This is a genomic window from Pseudomonas sp. zbq_18, assembly GCF_043102245.1.
GTDB lineage: Bacteria > Pseudomonadota > Gammaproteobacteria > Pseudomonadales > Pseudomonadaceae > Aquipseudomonas.
The window spans coordinates 85,316-101,808 of record NZ_JBICIT010000009.1 but is presented as its reverse complement, the minus strand read 5'-3'; the positions used below and the strand labels follow the sequence as shown (position 1 = coordinate 101,808).

The window sequence follows — 16,493 nt, the reverse complement described above, 5'->3', positions numbered from 1 at the left end:
CAAGGTAAACCCAGTCGGGTTATAGAGCGGAGAAACAGATGAATCTAGCTGGCCAGTTCGAGCAGTGGTGGCAGCGCCAAGGCGATTGGGTGGAGGAGCCCAATCGCAGGCGTGGTGGGGAGAGCGGCGTGCAGCGTCTGCAGCAGGAAGACGGCAGCGTCTATTACGCCAAGCGCCAGGTGGGACATATCTACCGCAGCTTGCGCCATCCGTTCGGTTGCCCGACCGTGCTGCGTGAGCGCAAGGCCCTGCTCGCTCTCGATCGACACGGCGTGCGTGTGCCGCAGATCGTCTATTGCGGTACCGAGCGCAGCGTCGAGGGGTGGCGCGGCTTGCTGATCAGTGCCGAACTCGAAGGCTTTCAGGATATCGAGAGCTGGTATGCCGCGGGTGGCCGTGAGCAGATCGACCCTGCTCGGCATAACCAGCTGTTGCAACGCATTGGTGCGATGCTGGCCCGCATGAACTTGGCCCGCTGGCAGCATGGCTGCCTGTATGCCAAGCATGTGTTCGTGAAAGTGACCGACGACGCGCTGGATGTGGCGCTGCTCGATCTGGAGAAGAGCCGCCGCCGCTGGACTCGCCGGGCCGCGGCACGTCACGACCTGCGTCAGTTACGGCGCCATTCGTCGTGGAGTGCGCTGGAGTGGCAGCAGGTGGGCTACGGTTACGAACAGGTGTTTGGCAGCACTATCAAGAGGTTACTGTGATGAAGCTAGAAATCGCTCGAGGTTTGTTCCTCGTAGGCGCGCTCAGCGTGACCGCGCTGGCCGCCGCAGCCTGGCAGGAGCCGGCCCCGCGCGTACTGGATGACAAGCACTGTGCCGAGCAAGCCTGTCCGGCGGTCTCCAAGCATCATGCCGGCGTTACGCCGGTCGAGGCCGACAGCGACAACCTGCTGCTATTGATGTTCGGTCTGAATCAGGCCATGAAAGGCGAGCAGTAGAACAACGGATGGACCAACAAAAAGCCCCGCATTTGCGGGGCTTTTTGTTGCTCGGCCTCAGTGCGCGGGCGCTGTGGCCGGCGCCTGGTCCGGCTTGGCCAGCAGGGTGTAGACACAGGGCAGCACGAACAGGGTGAACAGCGTGCCGACACTCATGCCGGTGGCAATCACCAGGCCGATATCGAAGCGGCTCACCGCGCCGGCACCGCTGGCAAGGATCAGCGGCACCATGCCGAAGACCATGGCCGCCGTGGTCATCAGCACCGGGCGCAGGCGGATAGAGGCAGCTTCCTCGATCGCTTCGCGGATGCTCATGCCCTTGTCGCGGCGCAGCTGGTTGGCGAACTCGACGATCAGGATGCCGTGCTTGCTGATCAGGCCGATCAGCGTCACCAGGCCCACCTGGGTGTAGATGTTCATGCTGGAGAAGCCGAGGAAGATCGGGATCAGCGCGCCGCAGATCGACAGCGGCACGGTGACCAGGATCACCAGTGGGTCGCGGAAGCTCTCGAACTGCGCCGCCAGCACCAGGAAGATGATGGCCAGGGCCAGGCCGAAGGTGACGTACAGCGCGCTGCCCTCCTGCACATACTGGCGGGTGGCGCCGGCATAGTCGAAGGTAAAGCCGCGCGGAGCTTCCTCGCGCGCGATCTGGGCGATGGTCTCGGCCGCCTCACCCATGCTGACGATCGGCACACCCTCGACAATGGCCGAGTTGAGCTGCTGGAACTGCTTGAGCTTGGTCGGCCGGGCGCGGTCACTGACGCTGATCAGCGTGCCCAGCGGCACCATCTGTCCGCTTTCACTTTTGACGTAGTAGTTGCTCAGCCAGCCCGGATTGTCGCGGTAGGCGCGCTCGACCTGGGCGATCACCTTGTAGCTGCGCCCGTCGATGGTGAAGCGGTTGATCTCGCCTTCGCCGAGCAGAATGGCCAGGGTGGCGCCCAGGTCCTGCATGGACACGCCCATCTGGGCGGCCTTGGCGCGGTCGATATCGACCACCACTTCGGGCTTGTCGAAGGCCAGGTCGACGTTGAGGAAGGCAAACTTGCCGGACTCCATGGCGCGTGTCTTGATCCGCTCCGCGACTTGCAGCAGTGATTCGTAGTCGTTCGGCGTGTTGACCACGAACTGGAACGGCAGGCCCTCACCGGTGCCGGGCAGGGCCGGCAGGTTGAAGCCGAAGATCTGCAGGCCGGGGATGTCGTTCAGACGTTCCTGCACGATGGGCAGCAGTTCCATCTGCGTGCGCTCACGCTCGCTCCAGGGCTGCAGCAGGAAACCGCCGATACCGGACTGTACGCCACTAAAACCGTTGATCTGGAAGGACGAGTAGTACTCGGGGAACTCTTTGAAGATGTCCACGAACTGGTCGGTGTAGGCGTTCAGGTAATTGAGGTTGGTCGGCTGCGGCGCGTTGGTGAACAGGAACACGATGCCCTGGTCTTCGTCCGGCGCCAGCTCGTTCTTGCTGAAACTCAGCAGTACCGGGATCAGGCACATGACGATTACCCCGAATACCAGTACTACCGGACGGGTTTCCAGGGTGCCGTGCAGTGCCTTCTGATAGCGCCGCTTGAGCTTGTCGAAAATCTGGTCGAGCTTGTGTGCCAGACCCGTGGGGTTCTCCTCGTGGCGCAGCAGGCGCGAGCACATCATCGGCGACAGGGTCAGGGCGACGATGCCGGAGATGATTACCGCGCCGGCCAGGGTCAGGGCGAACTCCTTGAACAGCGCGCCGGTCAGACCCTCGAGGAAGCCGATGGGGGCGTACACCGCGGCCAGGGTGATGGTCATCGACACCACCGGGATGGCGATCTCGCGGGCGCCCTCAATGGCGGCGTCGAACGGCGTCTTGCCCTCCTCGATATGGCGGTGGATGTTTTCCACCACCACAATGGCGTCGTCCACCACCAGACCGATGGCCAGCACCATGGCCAGCAGGGTCAGCAGGTTGATCGAGTAGCCCATCAGCTGCATGAAGAACAGCACGCCGATCATCGACAGCGGGATGGTGATGACCGGAATCAGCACTGAGCGGAAGGCGCCGAGGAACAGGAACACCACGACGACGACGATCAGCACCGCCTCGCCCAGGGTTTTGATCACTTCCTCGATGGAGGCGCGGATGAACTCGGTGGCGTCGTAGGCGATGGAGACTTTCAGGTTGGGTGGCAGCTGGGCTTCCAGTTCCGGCAGGGCGGCGCGCACATGCTTGATCACGTCCAGCGGGTTGGCGCTGGGTGTGCCCTTGATCGCGATGTATACCGAGGGAATGCCGTCGAAGGAGCTGATCGAGTCGTAGTTGGCCGCGCCCATTTCCACCCGGGCGATGTCGCGCACCAACACGCGACTGTCGCCGTCGGTCTTTACCGGAATGGCGGCGAAGGCCTCGGCCGACTTGAGGTCGGTGCTGGCATTGATACTGGTGACCACGTACTGGCCCTTCACTTCGCCGGCGGCGGCGAGGAAGTTGTAGCGCTGCACGGCGTTGGTCACGTCCACGGCGCTGATACCGTAGGCAGCCATCTTCACCGGGTCCAGCCACAGGCGCATGGCGAACACCTGGTTGCCGAGGATCTCGGCCTCGGCCATACCGGGCAGGGTGGCCAGCTTGGGTTGGATGACGCGGGACAGGTAGTCGGTAATCTGCGGGTTGGACAGCTCGTCGCTGTAGAAGCTGACGTACATCAGTGCCGAGGCATCGGCCGCTTCCTTGGACAGCACCGGGTCTTCGGCGTCCTGCGGCAGCTGGTTCTTCACCTCGTTGGCCTTGGCCAGCAGCTCGGTGAACAGGCGGTCGCTGTCGGCACCGATGCGCGCATAGATGGAAATCACTGACAGGTTCTGCTGGCTCGACGAGGTCATGTAGTCGATGCCTTCGGCGCTGGCCAGGCTCTGCTGCAGCGGCTGGGTGATGTAGCCCTGGATGGTTTCGGCGTTGGCGCCGGGGTAGGCGGTGCTGACCGTGATCAGGGCGTTTTCCATCTGCGGGTACTGGCGGATCACCAGTTTGCTGAAGGCCTGCAGGCCCAGCAGGATGATCAGCAGGCTGACCACGGTCGCCAGCACCGGGCGACGGATAAAGGGATCTGTAAAAGCCATAACGATTTCCTTGGCTGCCGCGGGGCGGCCTGTGCATCAGCGAATGGAGCCCGTCAGGTTGCCGGCGGGCTCTCGCGGCGATTACTCGGGCTTGCTGGCCAGCGCCGGGTCGTCGACCACCTTGATATGGGCGCCGTTGTCCAGTTTGAGCTGGCCGGCGGTGACGACCTGCTCGCCAGCCTTGAGGCCCTTGAGCACCAGCACCTGGCCATCGCGGCGCTCGCCGGTCTCGACGAAGCGGCGCTCGACGCTCAGCTGTACCTGGCCCTGCTCGTCCTTCACTACCTGACCTTGCTCATCCTTCTGCTCGCCGATCACGTAGACCGAGTTGCCGTAGAGGGTGTAGGTGATGGCGGTTTCAGGGACAAGCACCTGTGGCGTGCTGCCCGGCAACAGCACTTCCAGGTTGGCGAACATGCCCGGCAGCAGCTTGTTGTCCGGGTTCGGTAGCATGGCGCGTACCTGCACGTTGCGGGTGGTTTCCTCGACCTTGGGGTTGAGTGCGTTGATTTCGCCCTCGAACACCTTGCCCGGATACGCCGCCACACTGATGCGCACTTTCTGACCGATGGCCAGTAAGGGGTAGTCCTGTTCGGGCAGGAAGAAGTCGACGTACAGCCTGGACAAATCCTGCAGGGTGGCGAAGGGGTTACCGGGGCTCAGGTAGTCGCCGGTGTCTACCTGGCGAATGCCGATGGTGCCGGCGAAAGGGGCGACGATGCGCTTCTTATCCAGTTCGGCCTTGAGCTGGGTGACGCTGGCCTCGGCCTTGAGCAGTTCGGCGTTGAGCCGGTCGAACTCGCTCTTGGAAATGGCCTGGCGCTTGATCAGGTCCTGGCCGCGCTGATACTCGACCCGCGCAAGAGCACGCACCGCTTCGGCGGTGGTGAGGATGGCCTGTTCGACCTTGCTGTCCAGCTGCAGTAGAGGTTGGCCCAGGCTGACTTTTTCGCCGGACTGGAACAGTACCGATTCGACCGTGCCTACGACTTCGGCAGTCAGATCGATGCCCTGAAAGGCCTTGAGCGTGCCGATGGCCGGCAGGCGTTTCTGCCAGGGCTGCTCTTCGGCAATCGCGGCAGACACGCTGATGGCCGGCTGCGGGGCCGAGAACATCTGGATCTGCTGATAGATGGAGAAGCCTTTGTAGGCGGCGAGGGCGAGTACCACGAGGACGACTACGCCCAGCATGATCAGCATGCGGCGGAGCAACATATTCCGGTTCCTTGGCAGGGCAATTGGGGGCCTGGGAATAGGCGAAGCGGGCACGTTAGTACCGCCTGACGATCAAGTCAAAAAAACCCATATGCAAAAGGTTTCTAGTGCGCAATTTTACGACGACTTGTTGCGCGAAAAGCGCCAATGGCTGCATTTTCTGCAGCCATTGTGCTTGCCCTGCCTGGCCTTGCGCCCGCTCAGGAACCCAGGCGTCGGGTGACTTCGTTGAGCTCGCCGGACAGGCCTCGCAGGTTCTGGCTGGCGGCCTGGGTGCGCTCGACGTTCTCCTGGTTGGAACTGGCGATGGCGGTGATCTCGGTGAGGTTGCGCGAGATGTCTTCGGCCACTGACGTCTGTTCCTCGGCGGCGGTGGCGATCTGCCGGTTCATGTCGCGGATGGCTTCGACCGCGCCGGTGATGCGTTCAAGCATGGCGCCGGCCTCGGTGACCTGGGTCACGCCTTCCTCACTGCGGTTCTGCCCGCTCTCGATGGCGCGCACGGCGTTCAGCGCGCCGGTCTGCACGGTGTCGATGATCTGGTTGATCTCGGCGGTGGATTCGGCGGTGCGCTGTGCCAGGTGGCGCACCTCGTCGGCGACCACGGCGAAGCCGCGTCCCTGCTCGCCGGCACGGGCGGCCTCGATGGCAGCGTTGAGCGCCAGCAGGTTGGTTTGCTCGGCGATACCACGGATCACTTCCAGCACCTTGCCGATGCGTCCGCTGTCGGCTTCCAGGCGGCGGATCACCTCGGCGGTGCTGGCGATCTCGCTGCGCATGCCGGTGATGGTCTGGATGGTTGATTCCATGACCTTGCCACCCTGACGTGCCGAGTGGTCGGCATCGTCCGCGGCATGAGCCGCTTCGGCGGCGTGGCGAGCCACTTCCTGGGCCGTGGCGGACATCTCGTGCATGGCGGTGGCGACCTGATCGGTGCGCTCGAACTGCTCGTTGATGCCCAGGGTCATGCGCGTGGCGATCTGGTTCAGTTCGCCGCTGGCGTTGTCCAGGTTGCCGGTGCTGTGGCGCAGGCTGTCGGTGGTGCTGGCGAGGAAGTCGCGCAGGGTGTTGGCGGCCCTTGCGAGCATGCCCAGTTCGTCTTGGCGTTTGACCTCGACACGCTGGTCGAAACGGCCGTGGCTGAGTTGGTCGACATGGCTGATCAGGTGGCGGATCGGGATGATCAGGTTGTTATTGACCAGCCACAGGCTGAACAGACCGATCACCGTCGCAGCCGCCAGCATGATCAGGGTGCCGAGGGTGATGGTACGTTCGGCGCTGCTGTTGATCTGTGCGGCTTGCTCCAGGCTCTGGCTGCGCAGTTGGTCGACCAGGGCGCTCATCTGCTCGCTGGTGGCGCGGTCGATGCCCTTGACGGCGGCATCGCCGGCCTTGGCATCGCCGTTGGCGGCGACGAAGGCGTCACGACCTTTGCGGTAGTTGGCACCGAGGGTCTGGTGCTCGCTGCGCAGGCGCTCGACCTGGCTTTTCAGCTGGGCATTCTCGCCGGCCAGGCTGACCAGCTCGCCGAGGGTGTCCTGCACCTTGCGCTCCTGGGCCTCGAACTGCGCCCAGTATTTGTTCAGGTTCTCGCTGTCCTGGCCGCGTAGCAGGACGTTCTTCCATTCCTGCACCTGGATCTTGAATTCGACGTTGGCGACATCGATCAGGCGGGCGGCCTGCAGTGGGCCATCGAGCAGGCCGCGATAGTCGCGCATACCGCTGGACAGGAAGCTGAAGCAGGCCAGGGCAGTGATCAGGATCAGCGCCAGGCTGCCGCCGAGCAGGGTGAGGATCTGCGCGCGCAGGGATTTCTGCAGGAACATGGGGAACGCCTCTTCGAGGAGTAATGGCACCCGGCACTCGGGTGAGTGCCGGAACTGCGGATATCCCTATCAGGCGGTGCTGCGGCGTCGTTGTCGCTAGAGGCCAGAAGCAGCTGCCCGCAGCGAAAGTGACGTGCCGTTGAGTATAGGTCGGCAGCGGCGAGATGGCCTTTGGCCGTGATTGCGCCCGGGCGCCGCCGCGCAGCCGATTGGCTGCGCAGGGACGTTTGTTACAGGATTATGTCGGGCGAAGATGACGGTTTTGTTGCAGTTGTATTTCGCTCGGTCAGGCCAGGCGCAGATGGTTATCCCACAGCCCGGCGGGCAGTTCGAGCGCTTCGGCGATGATGTGCTCGCCACGGCAGTGGTACAGGCGACAGCGGCCCTGGCCCGAGGTGACGACGAAACCGTCGGCTACCGCGCCGACGCCGGCACAGTCCGGCAGCGGTACGTCGAGCAACAGTTCGGTGCTGTCCAGGTTCCAGATGAAGAAGCGATTGCCACGCGGCGCGGTCAGCGCCAGCAGGCGCAGGTCGTCGTGGATGGCCAGGCTGGCGGTGTACTGGCTCATCGCCGCGCGCTGCGCTTCGCCCAGGGGGAACGGCTGGAACGGCTGGCCGGGGCGCTTGATCGCCAGCAGCGGCACCTTGTCCAGCGGCTCGCCTTCGTACTGCTGGCCGGATACCACGGTCCCGTCGGCGGCCACGGCCAGGTGGCGCACGCTGTTCATCTGCTCGGGTAGCTGCTCCTTGCTGATCAGGCGCCCGTCGCGGTGCATCAGTACCAGGCTCGGTTCCATGGCATCGAGGTTCATCATTACCCGGCTGTCGGCCTCGGTGCGAATGCCGCCATTGGCCACTACCAGTGCTTCGCCACCCGGCAGCCAGAGCAACTGGTGCGGGCCGATGCCGTGCGTGCTGTGCTCGTCCGTGCGCTGCAGCTGGTTGTTGCGCAGGTGGTAGACGCCGAGTACGCCACGGCCCGGTTCGGCGGTGTCGTTCTCGGTGGCGTAGAACCAGTCGCCGCTCTTGTGGAAGACGCCATGGCCATAGAAATGGCGCTCGGCGGGCGAAGCGAGGGTCTGTAGCAAGCGGCCGTCACGGGTGTCGATCAAGTAGCTCTCGCGGCTTGGCCGGCGACCGACGAACACCGCCAGGGGCAGGTGCGGGTGCGGCACCACGTCATGGCAACGCTCGTTCACCCGGGTGGCGAAGACCTGGCTGCCGTCCAGGCGGTAGCCCACGGCGTAATGGTTGCCGTCGGCGTCATCACGGGCCGACAGCAGCATGGTGTGTGTGCCTCGGCCGATCAGTTGCCAGCCGCCCAGTGCACCACCGGCCAGGGCCAGGCTGCCGAGCCCCAGGAAAGCTCTGCGCTTCATTCAGTCACCATCGTGAGCATTGAAGCCCAGCTGGATGCCGAGCACCTTGGCCAGCTCGCTCTCGTGCAGGCGATGCAGAGTGTTCAGGTTGTCGTAGAAGGCATTCAGCTCGCTGCGGCCGATTTCGTCGGCCAGCAGTTCGCCGAGCGGGCGTTGCAGGGCCGCTAGCTGCTGGCGGGTAGCGCTGTACTGCTGGTCGATGCGCTTGGCCAGCTCGACCTGGTCGTCGGCGAGCAGGGCGCGCACGCCATCCTGATTGGCCCCCAGCCAGATACGCTCGGCGCTGCTCAGGGTGGCCGCGAGGCTGGCCAGGCTGGCGCTGCTGCGCCAGAACTCGGCCTGATAAGGCTGCGGTACGCCTTTGCTCTGACGGCCGAGGGCCGTGCCGAGCTTTTTCTTCAGGCCGTCGATGGCGCTGACCTGAGCACGCAGCAGCTCGGCCATGGCCTCGGGGGCCTCGGCGTAGCGAGCGTTGGGGAATTCACTGAGCTGGGCGCGCATGCCGCCTTCGGCCTGCCACTGCTGGAGGATATCGCTGGACAGCTGTACCTGATGCTCGCCGATGGCGGTCAGCAGCGGGCAATAGCGGCTCTTCTGCGCCGCGTCGGACAGGTCGACACCCGCATCGAACAGTACGTATTCATAGGCAGTGAGGCCCTGGACCACGACGCTGGCTTTTTCCACATCCGCCTGGCTCAGCTGCGGTTTGCTTTTGAGCAGTGCCTCGACCTGACGCTGCACCAGGTTCTTCTTGTCCGGCCAGAACTGTACCTGCCAGGCGCGGTTGCCCTCGGCCAGCGGGCCTAACAGCAGCGGCTGCAGGGCAGCCCAGCTGCTGACGTCGGCGAGAAAGGCCTGTTGCGCCACGCCCAGGTCCTGGCTGCCATCGCAATAGGCCTTGGCGCTGTCAGCCAGTTGCTGGCTCGATTGCTGCCAGGCGCTGTAGGCCGGCAGCATGACGCCTTCGGCCAGGGCGGCGCTGACGCGTTGCTGGGGATCGGGCTGGCTGCAGGCGCTGAGGCCGAGAGCAAGCAGCGTAATGGCGAAGGGCGAGCGGATCATGCCGGTCTCCTTACAGGGAGTTGAGGAAGGCCAGCAGCGCGCTGCGCTCACTGACATCGAAGTCGAGGATGGCCTGTTTGGCGCTTTCCGCCTCGCCACCGTGCCAGAGAATGGCTTCCAGCAAGTTGCGTGCACGGCCGTCATGCAGGAACTGGGTGTGGCCGTTGACCGTTTCAGTCAGGCCGATCCCCCACAGCGGCGCGGTACGCCATTGGCGGCCGCTGGCGAGGAATTCCGGACGGTTGTCGGCCAGGCCTTCGCCCATATCGTGCAGCAGCATATCGGTATAGGGGCGGATGGTCTGTTCGGCCAGTTCCGGCTCGGCAGCATTGGCGGCGGTGACGAAGCTGGGGGTGTGGCATTTCTGGCAGCCGGCGTCCATGAACAGCTGCTTGCCGCGGCGTACTTCCAGATCGTCCACGTTGCGCCGGGCTGGCACGGCCAGGTTGCGACTGTAGAACAGCACAGCGGCGAGGATGTTGTCGCTGACTTCCGGGCTGCCGCCATCGGGTGTGCTGCGGCAGAGGGCTTGCGCCTCGCTGCAATCGTCACGGGGCAGCAGGCTGGTGGTCAGGCCCATGTCGCCAGCGAAGGCGTGGGCATTCTGCTGGTTGAGGCTGGGCTGGCCGGCCTTCCAGCCGAAGCGGCCGAGTACGGTTTCACCGCGAGCGTCGTCCCAGACCCGGTTGGCCATGCCGCGAATGCCGTCACCATCGCGATCATCCGGGTCGGCATTGGCCAGAATGGCGCTCTCGGGAATCGCCTCCAGCAGCCCCAGGCCGATCATCGGTGGTGCGACGCGGGCGGAGAACAGGGTGTCGGCCTGCATCGCACCGTAGCCGAGGTTGCTGATCTGCAGTAGCGGTTTGCGCAGTTCGACCTGGGTGCCATCGGCAAAGCGCACCGTCACCGGCTGGTAGCTGAAGCGCACCTTGCCTTCGGGGGCATGGCCGGGGTTGCTCATGTCCTGCAACTGGCCGCCGTACACCGGCTCGGGCACCACGCCCAGGCGTTGGCGCAGGGCTGCGTGGGCTGGCGAGTCGTCACCGGGGATCGACAGGCGCACCAGCAGCGAGGCGGCGCTGATGGCGTCGGGGGCGGGCGGGTGGCCGCGGCCGTCCTTGATATGGCAGTTCTGACAGGCGTTGGTGTTGAACAGCGGCCCGAGGCCGTCGCGCGCCGTGGTGGTGGACGGCGCGATGACCCAGGGGTTGCGGAAGAAGCTATTGCCCACGCTGAAGTCCAGGCGCCGTGACGGGGCGAGGTTGGCGGAAGGCAGGGAGAAGGCGTTGTGGTCAGCCTGGCGCACCGTGGTGCTGCCTGCGGACAGCGCCTCGCCGGGCTCGGCGGGCGGCGGTGTGCGCTCGCAGGCTGCCAGGGCGAAAACCAGCGGCAGAAGGCAGAGGCGCAACGGGGAAGGCATTGGCACGAACCAGGGCAATCGAACAGGTGGGCAATCTTAGCAGGCTAATGGATGTCAAATAAGAGCAATTAGCGTTTGTGTCTTGGCCAGATTGTCGCGGCTACAAGAATTGCCGAGAGCCATTCTTAACGTCGCATAGCGACGGACCGAGGGGGGCGTCAGGGATGGCGGGCCATAAAAAAACGGATGCACCTTGTGGGCGCATCCGTCCTGGACAGCTCTGCGGGTATCAGAACTGGTGATCGGCGGTGTCCGGGTTCAGGTCGCTGATGCCCAGCGCGGCGGAGGCCTTCTCGATGGCGCCGGTCTGCTTGACCAGGGCGGCGATGGCATCACGAACCTTCTGCTGGCCGGCGGTGTTGTCGGCGGCGATCAGTTGGTCGAAGTGCACGTTGTCCTTCTCGGCGCTGTCGACCAGTACCTGCAGCTTGGCCTCGGTATCGGCAAGGTCGGCCTTGAGGGTGGTGTCGGTCGCGGCGTCGGTCTTGGCCACCAGCGAGGACAGGCTCGGGCCGCTCAGGGTGGTGCCGTCGACCTTCTTGTACTCGCCCAGGTAGACGTTGCGGATGCCTTTGCCGTTGTAGAAGTGCGAGTTGTGGGTGTTGTCGCTGAAGCAGTCGTGCTCGTCTTCGGTGGAGTTGGCTTCCAGCGCGACTTTCATGCGCTCGCCAGCCAGTTCGCCGAGCGACAGGCTGCCCATGCCGAACAGCATCTTGCGCAGGCCGTTCTCGGCCGGTTCGGCTTCCAGGGTGGCGCGGTAGTTGCCGGCAACACCGGCTTTCCACTGCTCGACCATGCTGTCGAGGTCGGCGACCAGCAGGTCGGTAGCGGCCTTCAGGTAGGCGCGGCGACGCTCGTTGTGCTCGCCAGTGGCGCCTTCACCGGTCAGGTAGTCGGTGTATGGGCGCTCGCCGGCGCCGGCAGCGGTGCCATGCAGATCCTGGCCCCAGAGCAGGAACTCGATGGCGTGGTAGCCGGTGGCGACGTTGGCTTCCGAGCCGCCCAGTTCGTTCAGCTCGGCCAGCTTCTCGCCGGTGATCTCGCTGACGTCGACCTTGTCTTCGCCAACCTGAATCTCGGTGTTGGCGATGATGTTGGCGCTGGCACCCGGGTTGCCCAGGGCGTGCTGGTAGTCCTTGGCCACGTAGTCGATCAGGCCTTCGTCCAGTGGCCAGGCGTTCAGCTGGCCTTCCCAGTCGTCGACCACGGCATTGCCGAAGCGGAATACTTCGGTCTGCATGTAGGGCACTCGAGCAGCCAGCCAGGCCTGTTTGGCGGCGTTCAGGGTCTCTGCGCTGGGGTTGGCCAGCAGGGCGTCGACGGCGGCCTGCAGCTGCTTGCCGGTGCTGGCGGCATCGCTGAACACGGCCAGGGCCAGGTCGGCGTAATGAGTGACAACCGCTTTGGCTTCGGCATCCGCGACTTTAGCCGGCGCGGCGGCAGCGGCGGCTGCGGCTGGAGCAGCCGCCTGCGATGCGGCGGCCTCTTTCTTGTCGTCACCGCAGCCGGCGAGGGAAATGGCGAGTGCCAGCAAGCTGGCGGTAGCCAGGGGCATGCGAGTCATAGCGGAGTCCTTTGCTTTCTAGTGTTGGAAGGCATGAGATAAACAGCAGTAATGATGCGAAAGATTTGCATTAAATGCAAAGACGTTTTCCGCTTGGCACTGCGCTGGACGCCTGTGCTGCGCTCGTTAGAATGCCGTCAGTCCACACGGAGTGCCTGGCATGAGTCTCTCGCTCGTAGCGGTTGTTGTCGTACTGTTTCTGCTCGCCGCCTGGGCGGTGAGCCTCTACAACGGGTTGGTGCGCCTGAAGCACGGCGTGAGCAAGGCCTGGTCGAATATCGACGTGCTACTCAAGCAGCGCCATGACGAGCTGCCCAAGCTGGTGGAAACCTGCAAGCAATATATGCAGCACGAGCGCACCACCCTGGAGCGGGTAATTGCGGCGCGCAGTGCCGTCGCCAGTGCCCGCGAGCAGCACGATGTGGGCGCTCTGGGCAAGGCCGAGAGCGGTCTGCGTGCCGGGCTCGGGCAGTTGTTTGCCCTGGCCGAGAACTATCCGGAGCTGAAGGCCAACGAAAGCTTCCAGCACCTGCAGCAGCGCATCTCCGGTCTGGAGAACGCCATCGCCGACCGCCGCGAGCTGTACAACGAGGCGGTCAACCTGAACAACGTGCGCATCGAGCAGTTTCCCGACGTGATTCTGGCGCGCCTGTTCGCCTTCAAGGAGGCTGAACTGCTGCAGTTCAGTGACGTTGAAAAGGCCGACGTCGACCTCAAGTCGCTGTTCAACTGAGATGGATGTGGCGGGGCTGGCCATCAGCATGGCCTTCAGTGTCGGAGCCTGTGCCGGCGGCGGCTGGTGGTTCGTCAAGCGCGTTTCGGAAGCGCGCTTTCTGCTCAATACCCCGACCTCGAAGATCCGCTCTGCGGCCCAGGGCTACGTCGAGCTGTACGGCGTGCTGCATGCGCTGGAGGGCGGCGAGGTCGAGGCACCGTTGAGCGGCACGCCTTGCCTGTGGTGGCGCTTCAAGATCGAGGAGTACGACAGTAACGGCAAGCGGCGCTCCTGGAGGGTGGTGGAACGCGGCACCAGCGAGGCATGGCTGCGGCTGAAGGATGGTACCGGCGAGTGCCTGATCAACCCGGCGGGTGCCGAGGTGCGGGTCAGCACCCGGCAGGTCTGGCGTGGCAGCGAGCGGCATCCGCGTGGCCTGAGCGGGCGCGGCAGCCTGCTCGGCCGGTTGCTCTCGGTGGGCAGTGAATATCGTTACACCGAGGAGCGCCTCCATGCCGGGCAGCCGTTGTACGCCATCGGCGACTTCCGTACCAAGGGCGGCACCGAGGCCTTCGACCTGACCCTGGCCCAGGGCGCTGTGGTGCGAGAGTGGAAAAACGACTTCGCCGGGTTGCTGCAGCGTTTCGACAGCAATGGCGATGGCCAGTTGGATCCGGCCGAGTGGGAGCGTATGCGCCAGTCGGCTCGCGTCGAAGCGCAGCGTCGCCAGCAGGCACGAGGTGAGGCGCCGGTGCACCACCAGTTGCGCCAGCCGGGGGAGGCTTACCCCTTCATTCTTTCCACGCGCGGAGAAGACGAGCTGGCAAGGGGCTTCTACTGGCAGGCGGCAGGCGGCGCGCTGGTGTGCGTGGCCGGTGCGCTGGCTACCGCCTGGCTAATGAGTAACGTGCTGCTGCCGGGGCTATAGCCGATCAGGCCTTCTTGTGAATGCCTTTGGGTAGTTGCACCACGCGGCTGTCCGAGTAGATGTCATGCCAGCTGCGCTTGTTCTTGTCCCACAATACCCAGACGAACCCGAGCCCCAGGCACAGCCAGGAGCCGATGGCCACGACGAAGCGCAGCAGAGCTTGCCACAGGCTAATGGCCGAGCCGTCGGCGTTCTGAATGCGCAAGCCCCACACCTGCATGCCCAGCGTCTGGCCGTTGTGGGTCCAGAACTTGGCGAAGAAGGCGAATAGCGTCATTACCAACAGGGTGGAGAGCAGTGGGTCACCGTCCAGGGCGCCGGCATCGGACATCTGACGAAGCTGTTCCTGGCCGTAGATGCCCATCTGCACCACTTTGTAGAGCAGAGTGGTGACCATCAGCAGGGCGACGGACAACAGGAAGTCATAGAACATTGCGGCGAGGCGTCGGATCAGGCCGGCGCTAGGGAAATCGCCTTGCGGGCGCAGCATGTGCTTGGGCATGGAGGGCTCGACAGCGGGAAAACTGCGCAGGATTGTACGGGGTCATAACGACAGGCACAAAAAAGCCCCTGATGTTGCCAACAGGGGCTTTTTCGCAGCTGAAGCGATTAGGCCAGAACCTGAACCTTATCAGCTTGCATGCCTTTCTGGCCTTGCACGGCTTCGAAGGTGACCTTCTGGCCTTCTTTCAGGCTGCGGAAGCCCGAACCTTCGATAGCGCGGAAGTGCACGAACAGATCCGGACCGCTCTCGGGGGTGATGAAGCCGAAGCCCTTCTCGTCGTTGAACCATTTGACGGTGCCGGTTTGACGATTCGACATTGTCTTATTTCCTTGAAACTAGAGTTGATGACAGCCTCTTGTGCTTCTGGCACGAGAGGGCTGGAACTGGTTGCAGAGAGTAAGAGAAGTCGAGCGGGATGTAGCGGATCTAGGATCTACTGCACCAGGTCACGATTCAAGGCGACCCATGCAAACACAGTTGGCCAACTCTACGCTAACTCAAACGCGTTTGCCAACCCTCTTGGAATGGCTGATTCCAGAGGTCTGCAGGGGGTAAAGGAGGGAATATCGTGGTGCCCCGGGAGAGACTCGAACTCTCACTTCTTTCGAAAACGGATTTTGAATCCGCCGCGTCTACCGATTCCGCCACCGAGGCACGATGGGCGCGCAGTATAGGGAGGCGAATAGAGGCGGTCAATCGGCCCGAATGGCCAGATGGGGTTGCTTTCCGGTAAGCTCTCCGCCCCCGCGAGACTGACCGACCATGCGTGTTGCCGACTTTCATTTTGACCTTCCTGATGCCCTGATCGCCCGCCATCCGCTGGCTGAGCGAAGGGGCAGTCGCCTGCTGGTGCTCGATGGCGCCAGCGGTGCTCTAGCCCACCGTGCCTTTCCCGATCTGCTCGACTATCTGCAGCCCGGCGATCTCATGGTGTTCAACAACACCCGGGTGATTCCTGCGCGCCTGTTCGGCCAGAAGGCTTCGGGCGGCAAGCTGGAAATGCTTATCGAGCGGGTGCTGGATGAGCATCGCGTGCTGGCGCATGTGCGTGCCAGCAAGGCGCCCAAGCCGGGCACCTTGATTCAGGTGGAAGGCGGCGGCGAAGCCGAAATGCTGCAGCGCCATGATTCTCTATTCGAGCTGCGCTTCGCCGAGCCGGTACTGCCGTTGCTGGATCGAGTGGGGCACATGCCGTTGCCGCCCTATATCGATCGCCCCGACGAAGCTGCTGACCGCGAGCGCTACCAGACGGTCTATTCCGATCGTGACAAGGCGGGTGCCGTGGCAGCGCCTACGGCAGGGCTGCACTTCGACGAGGCGCTGTTGGCGGCGATTCGGGACAAGGGTGTCGAGACGGCGTTCGTGACCTTGCACGTCGGCGCCGGTACGTTCCAGCCCGTTAGGGTCGAACGCATCGAGGAACACCACATGCACCGTGAGTGGCTGCAGGTCGAGCAGGCCGTGGTCGATGCCGTGGTGGCCTGTCGTGCCCGTGGTGGGCGGGTGGTCGCGGTAGGCACTACCAGCGTGCGCTCGCTGGAAAGTGCGGCGCGCGATGGTGAACTCAAGGCGTTCAGCGGCGACACCGACATCTTTCTCTACCCGGGCAAGCCGTTCCATGTGGTCGACGCCCTGGTCACCAACTTCCACCTGCCGGAGTCGACCTTGCTGATGCTGGTTTCGGCCTTCGCCGGTTATCCGGAAACCATGGCCGCCTATGCGGAGGCGGTGCGCGAGCAGTACCGCTTCTTCAGCTATGGCGATGCCATGTTCATTACCCGTAATCCCGCCCCGCGTGGCCCCGAGGAAACCCCATGAGCCAT

The 16,493-nt window shown here is 64.0% G+C and carries 14 protein-coding genes and 1 tRNA gene; 5 read left to right on the top strand and 10 right to left on the bottom strand.

Going from position 1 to position 16,493, the window contains the following annotated elements:
• Window positions 1-38: 38 nt before the first annotated feature.
• Both ACF8C6_RS07915 and ACF8C6_RS07910 read left to right on the top strand, forming a co-directional pair.
• Entirely contained in the window at window positions 39-710 is a 672-nt protein-coding gene (locus ACF8C6_RS07915) for a lipopolysaccharide kinase InaA family protein (protein ID WP_392498778.1), read from the top strand.
• A complete protein-coding gene (locus tag ACF8C6_RS07910) occupies window positions 710-946 on the top strand; it encodes a hypothetical protein (protein ID WP_392498777.1) in 237 nt (78 codons plus the stop codon). Before ACF8C6_RS07915 ends, ACF8C6_RS07910 begins: the two co-directional genes overlap by 1 nt.
• 57 nt (window positions 947-1,003) lie before the next feature.
• Here the strand turns inward: ACF8C6_RS07910 and ACF8C6_RS07905 are convergent, their stop codons facing one another.
• The 7 genes from ACF8C6_RS07905 to ACF8C6_RS07875 all read right to left on the bottom strand — a co-directional run bounded on the left by ACF8C6_RS07905 (window position 1,004) and on the right by ACF8C6_RS07875 (window position 12,522).
• Complete coding sequence (locus tag ACF8C6_RS07905) at window positions 1,004-4,051, bottom strand: multidrug efflux RND transporter permease subunit (RefSeq protein ID WP_392498776.1); 3,048 nt, start codon at window positions 4,049-4,051, stop codon at window positions 1,004-1,006.
• Window positions 4,052-4,132: 81 nt separating this feature from the next.
• Window positions 4,133-5,266, bottom strand: coding sequence for an efflux RND transporter periplasmic adaptor subunit (locus ACF8C6_RS07900; protein ID WP_392498775.1), 1,134 nt, complete (start codon window positions 5,264-5,266; stop codon window positions 4,133-4,135).
• A gap of 200 nt (window positions 5,267-5,466) precedes the next feature.
• Window positions 5,467-7,092 (bottom strand): methyl-accepting chemotaxis protein, encoded by a 1,626-nt coding sequence (locus ACF8C6_RS07895; protein WP_392498774.1) that lies wholly within the window; start codon window positions 7,090-7,092, stop codon window positions 5,467-5,469.
• 286 nt (window positions 7,093-7,378) lie between these two features.
• Window positions 7,379-8,473, bottom strand: a complete 1,095-nt coding sequence (locus ACF8C6_RS07890) for a DUF1513 domain-containing protein (protein ID WP_392498773.1) — start codon at window positions 8,471-8,473, stop codon at window positions 7,379-7,381.
• A complete protein-coding gene (locus ACF8C6_RS07885; protein ID WP_392498772.1) occupies window positions 8,474-9,535 on the bottom strand; it encodes an imelysin family protein in 1,062 nt (353 codons plus the stop codon).
• Between the two features lie 10 nt (window positions 9,536-9,545).
• Window positions 9,546-10,958, bottom strand: coding sequence for a di-heme oxidoredictase family protein (locus ACF8C6_RS07880; RefSeq protein WP_392498771.1), 1,413 nt, complete (start codon window positions 10,956-10,958; stop codon window positions 9,546-9,548).
• Window positions 10,959-11,187: 229 nt separating this feature from the next.
• Window positions 11,188-12,522, bottom strand: coding sequence for an imelysin family protein (locus tag ACF8C6_RS07875; RefSeq protein WP_392498770.1), 1,335 nt, complete (start codon window positions 12,520-12,522; stop codon window positions 11,188-11,190).
• A 160-nt stretch (window positions 12,523-12,682) separates the two neighbouring features.
• On the opposite strand from ACF8C6_RS07875, the gene ACF8C6_RS07870 reads away from it, so the two are divergent.
• Together ACF8C6_RS07870 and ACF8C6_RS07865 are read left to right on the top strand one after the other, a co-directional pair.
• Complete coding sequence (locus ACF8C6_RS07870) at window positions 12,683-13,255, top strand: LemA family protein (protein ID WP_392498769.1); 573 nt, start codon at window positions 12,683-12,685, stop codon at window positions 13,253-13,255.
• Window positions 13,256-13,283: 28 nt separating this feature from the next.
• Window positions 13,284-14,165, top strand: coding sequence for a GIDE domain-containing protein (locus tag ACF8C6_RS07865; RefSeq protein ID WP_392498768.1), 882 nt, complete (start codon window positions 13,284-13,286; stop codon window positions 14,163-14,165).
• 4 nt (window positions 14,166-14,169) lie between these two features.
• Here ACF8C6_RS07865 and ACF8C6_RS07860 read toward each other — a convergent pair whose 3' ends face one another.
• The 3 genes from ACF8C6_RS07860 to ACF8C6_RS07850 all read right to left on the bottom strand — a co-directional run bounded on the left by ACF8C6_RS07860 (window position 14,170) and on the right by ACF8C6_RS07850 (window position 15,324).
• Complete coding sequence (locus ACF8C6_RS07860; RefSeq protein WP_392498767.1) at window positions 14,170-14,667, bottom strand: RDD family protein; 498 nt, start codon at window positions 14,665-14,667, stop codon at window positions 14,170-14,172.
• A 107-nt stretch (window positions 14,668-14,774) separates the two neighbouring features.
• Entirely contained in the window at window positions 14,775-14,987 is a 213-nt protein-coding gene (locus ACF8C6_RS07855; protein WP_044406025.1) for a cold-shock protein, read from the bottom strand.
• A 252-nt stretch (window positions 14,988-15,239) separates the two neighbouring features.
• A tRNA-Leu gene (locus tag ACF8C6_RS07850) sits at window positions 15,240-15,324 on the bottom strand.
• Between the two features lie 108 nt (window positions 15,325-15,432).
• Between ACF8C6_RS07850 and queA the strand changes: the two genes are divergently transcribed.
• On the top strand, window positions 15,433-16,488 hold the full coding sequence (gene queA, locus ACF8C6_RS07845; protein WP_392498766.1) for a tRNA preQ1(34) S-adenosylmethionine ribosyltransferase-isomerase QueA: 1,056 nt from the start codon (window positions 15,433-15,435) through the stop codon (window positions 16,486-16,488).
• The last annotated feature ends 5 nt before the right edge of the window (window positions 16,489-16,493 follow it).

Excerpts from the sequence above, each read along its gene's own strand:
- ACF8C6_RS07915 (WP_392498778.1), top strand. The coding sequence starts at position 39 with ATGAATCTAGCTGGCCAGTTCGAGCAGTGGTGGCAGCGCCAAGGCGAT.
- ACF8C6_RS07910 (WP_392498777.1), top strand. The coding sequence starts at position 710 with ATGAAGCTAGAAATCGCTCGAGGTTTGTTCCTCGTAGGCGCGCTCAGC.
- ACF8C6_RS07905 (WP_392498776.1), bottom strand. The coding sequence starts at position 4,051 with ATGGCTTTTACAGATCCCTTTATCCGTCGCCCGGTGCTGGCGACCGTG.
- ACF8C6_RS07900 (WP_392498775.1), bottom strand. The coding sequence starts at position 5,266 with ATGTTGCTCCGCCGCATGCTGATCATGCTGGGCGTAGTCGTCCTCGTG.
- ACF8C6_RS07895 (WP_392498774.1), bottom strand. The coding sequence starts at position 7,092 with ATGTTCCTGCAGAAATCCCTGCGCGCGCAGATCCTCACCCTGCTCGGC.
- ACF8C6_RS07890 (WP_392498773.1), bottom strand. The coding sequence starts at position 8,473 with ATGAAGCGCAGAGCTTTCCTGGGGCTCGGCAGCCTGGCCCTGGCCGGT.
- ACF8C6_RS07885 (WP_392498772.1), bottom strand. The coding sequence starts at position 9,535 with ATGATCCGCTCGCCCTTCGCCATTACGCTGCTTGCTCTCGGCCTCAGC.
- ACF8C6_RS07880 (WP_392498771.1), bottom strand. The coding sequence starts at position 10,958 with ATGCCTTCCCCGTTGCGCCTCTGCCTTCTGCCGCTGGTTTTCGCCCTG.
- ACF8C6_RS07875 (WP_392498770.1), bottom strand. The coding sequence starts at position 12,522 with ATGACTCGCATGCCCCTGGCTACCGCCAGCTTGCTGGCACTCGCCATT.
- ACF8C6_RS07870 (WP_392498769.1), top strand. The coding sequence starts at position 12,683 with ATGAGTCTCTCGCTCGTAGCGGTTGTTGTCGTACTGTTTCTGCTCGCC.
- ACF8C6_RS07865 (WP_392498768.1), top strand. The coding sequence starts at position 13,284 with ATGGCCTTCAGTGTCGGAGCCTGTGCCGGCGGCGGCTGGTGGTTCGTC.
- ACF8C6_RS07860 (WP_392498767.1), bottom strand. The coding sequence starts at position 14,667 with ATGCCCAAGCACATGCTGCGCCCGCAAGGCGATTTCCCTAGCGCCGGC.
- ACF8C6_RS07855 (WP_044406025.1), bottom strand. The coding sequence starts at position 14,987 with ATGTCGAATCGTCAAACCGGCACCGTCAAATGGTTCAACGACGAGAAG.
- queA (WP_392498766.1), top strand. The coding sequence starts at position 15,433 with ATGCGTGTTGCCGACTTTCATTTTGACCTTCCTGATGCCCTGATCGCC.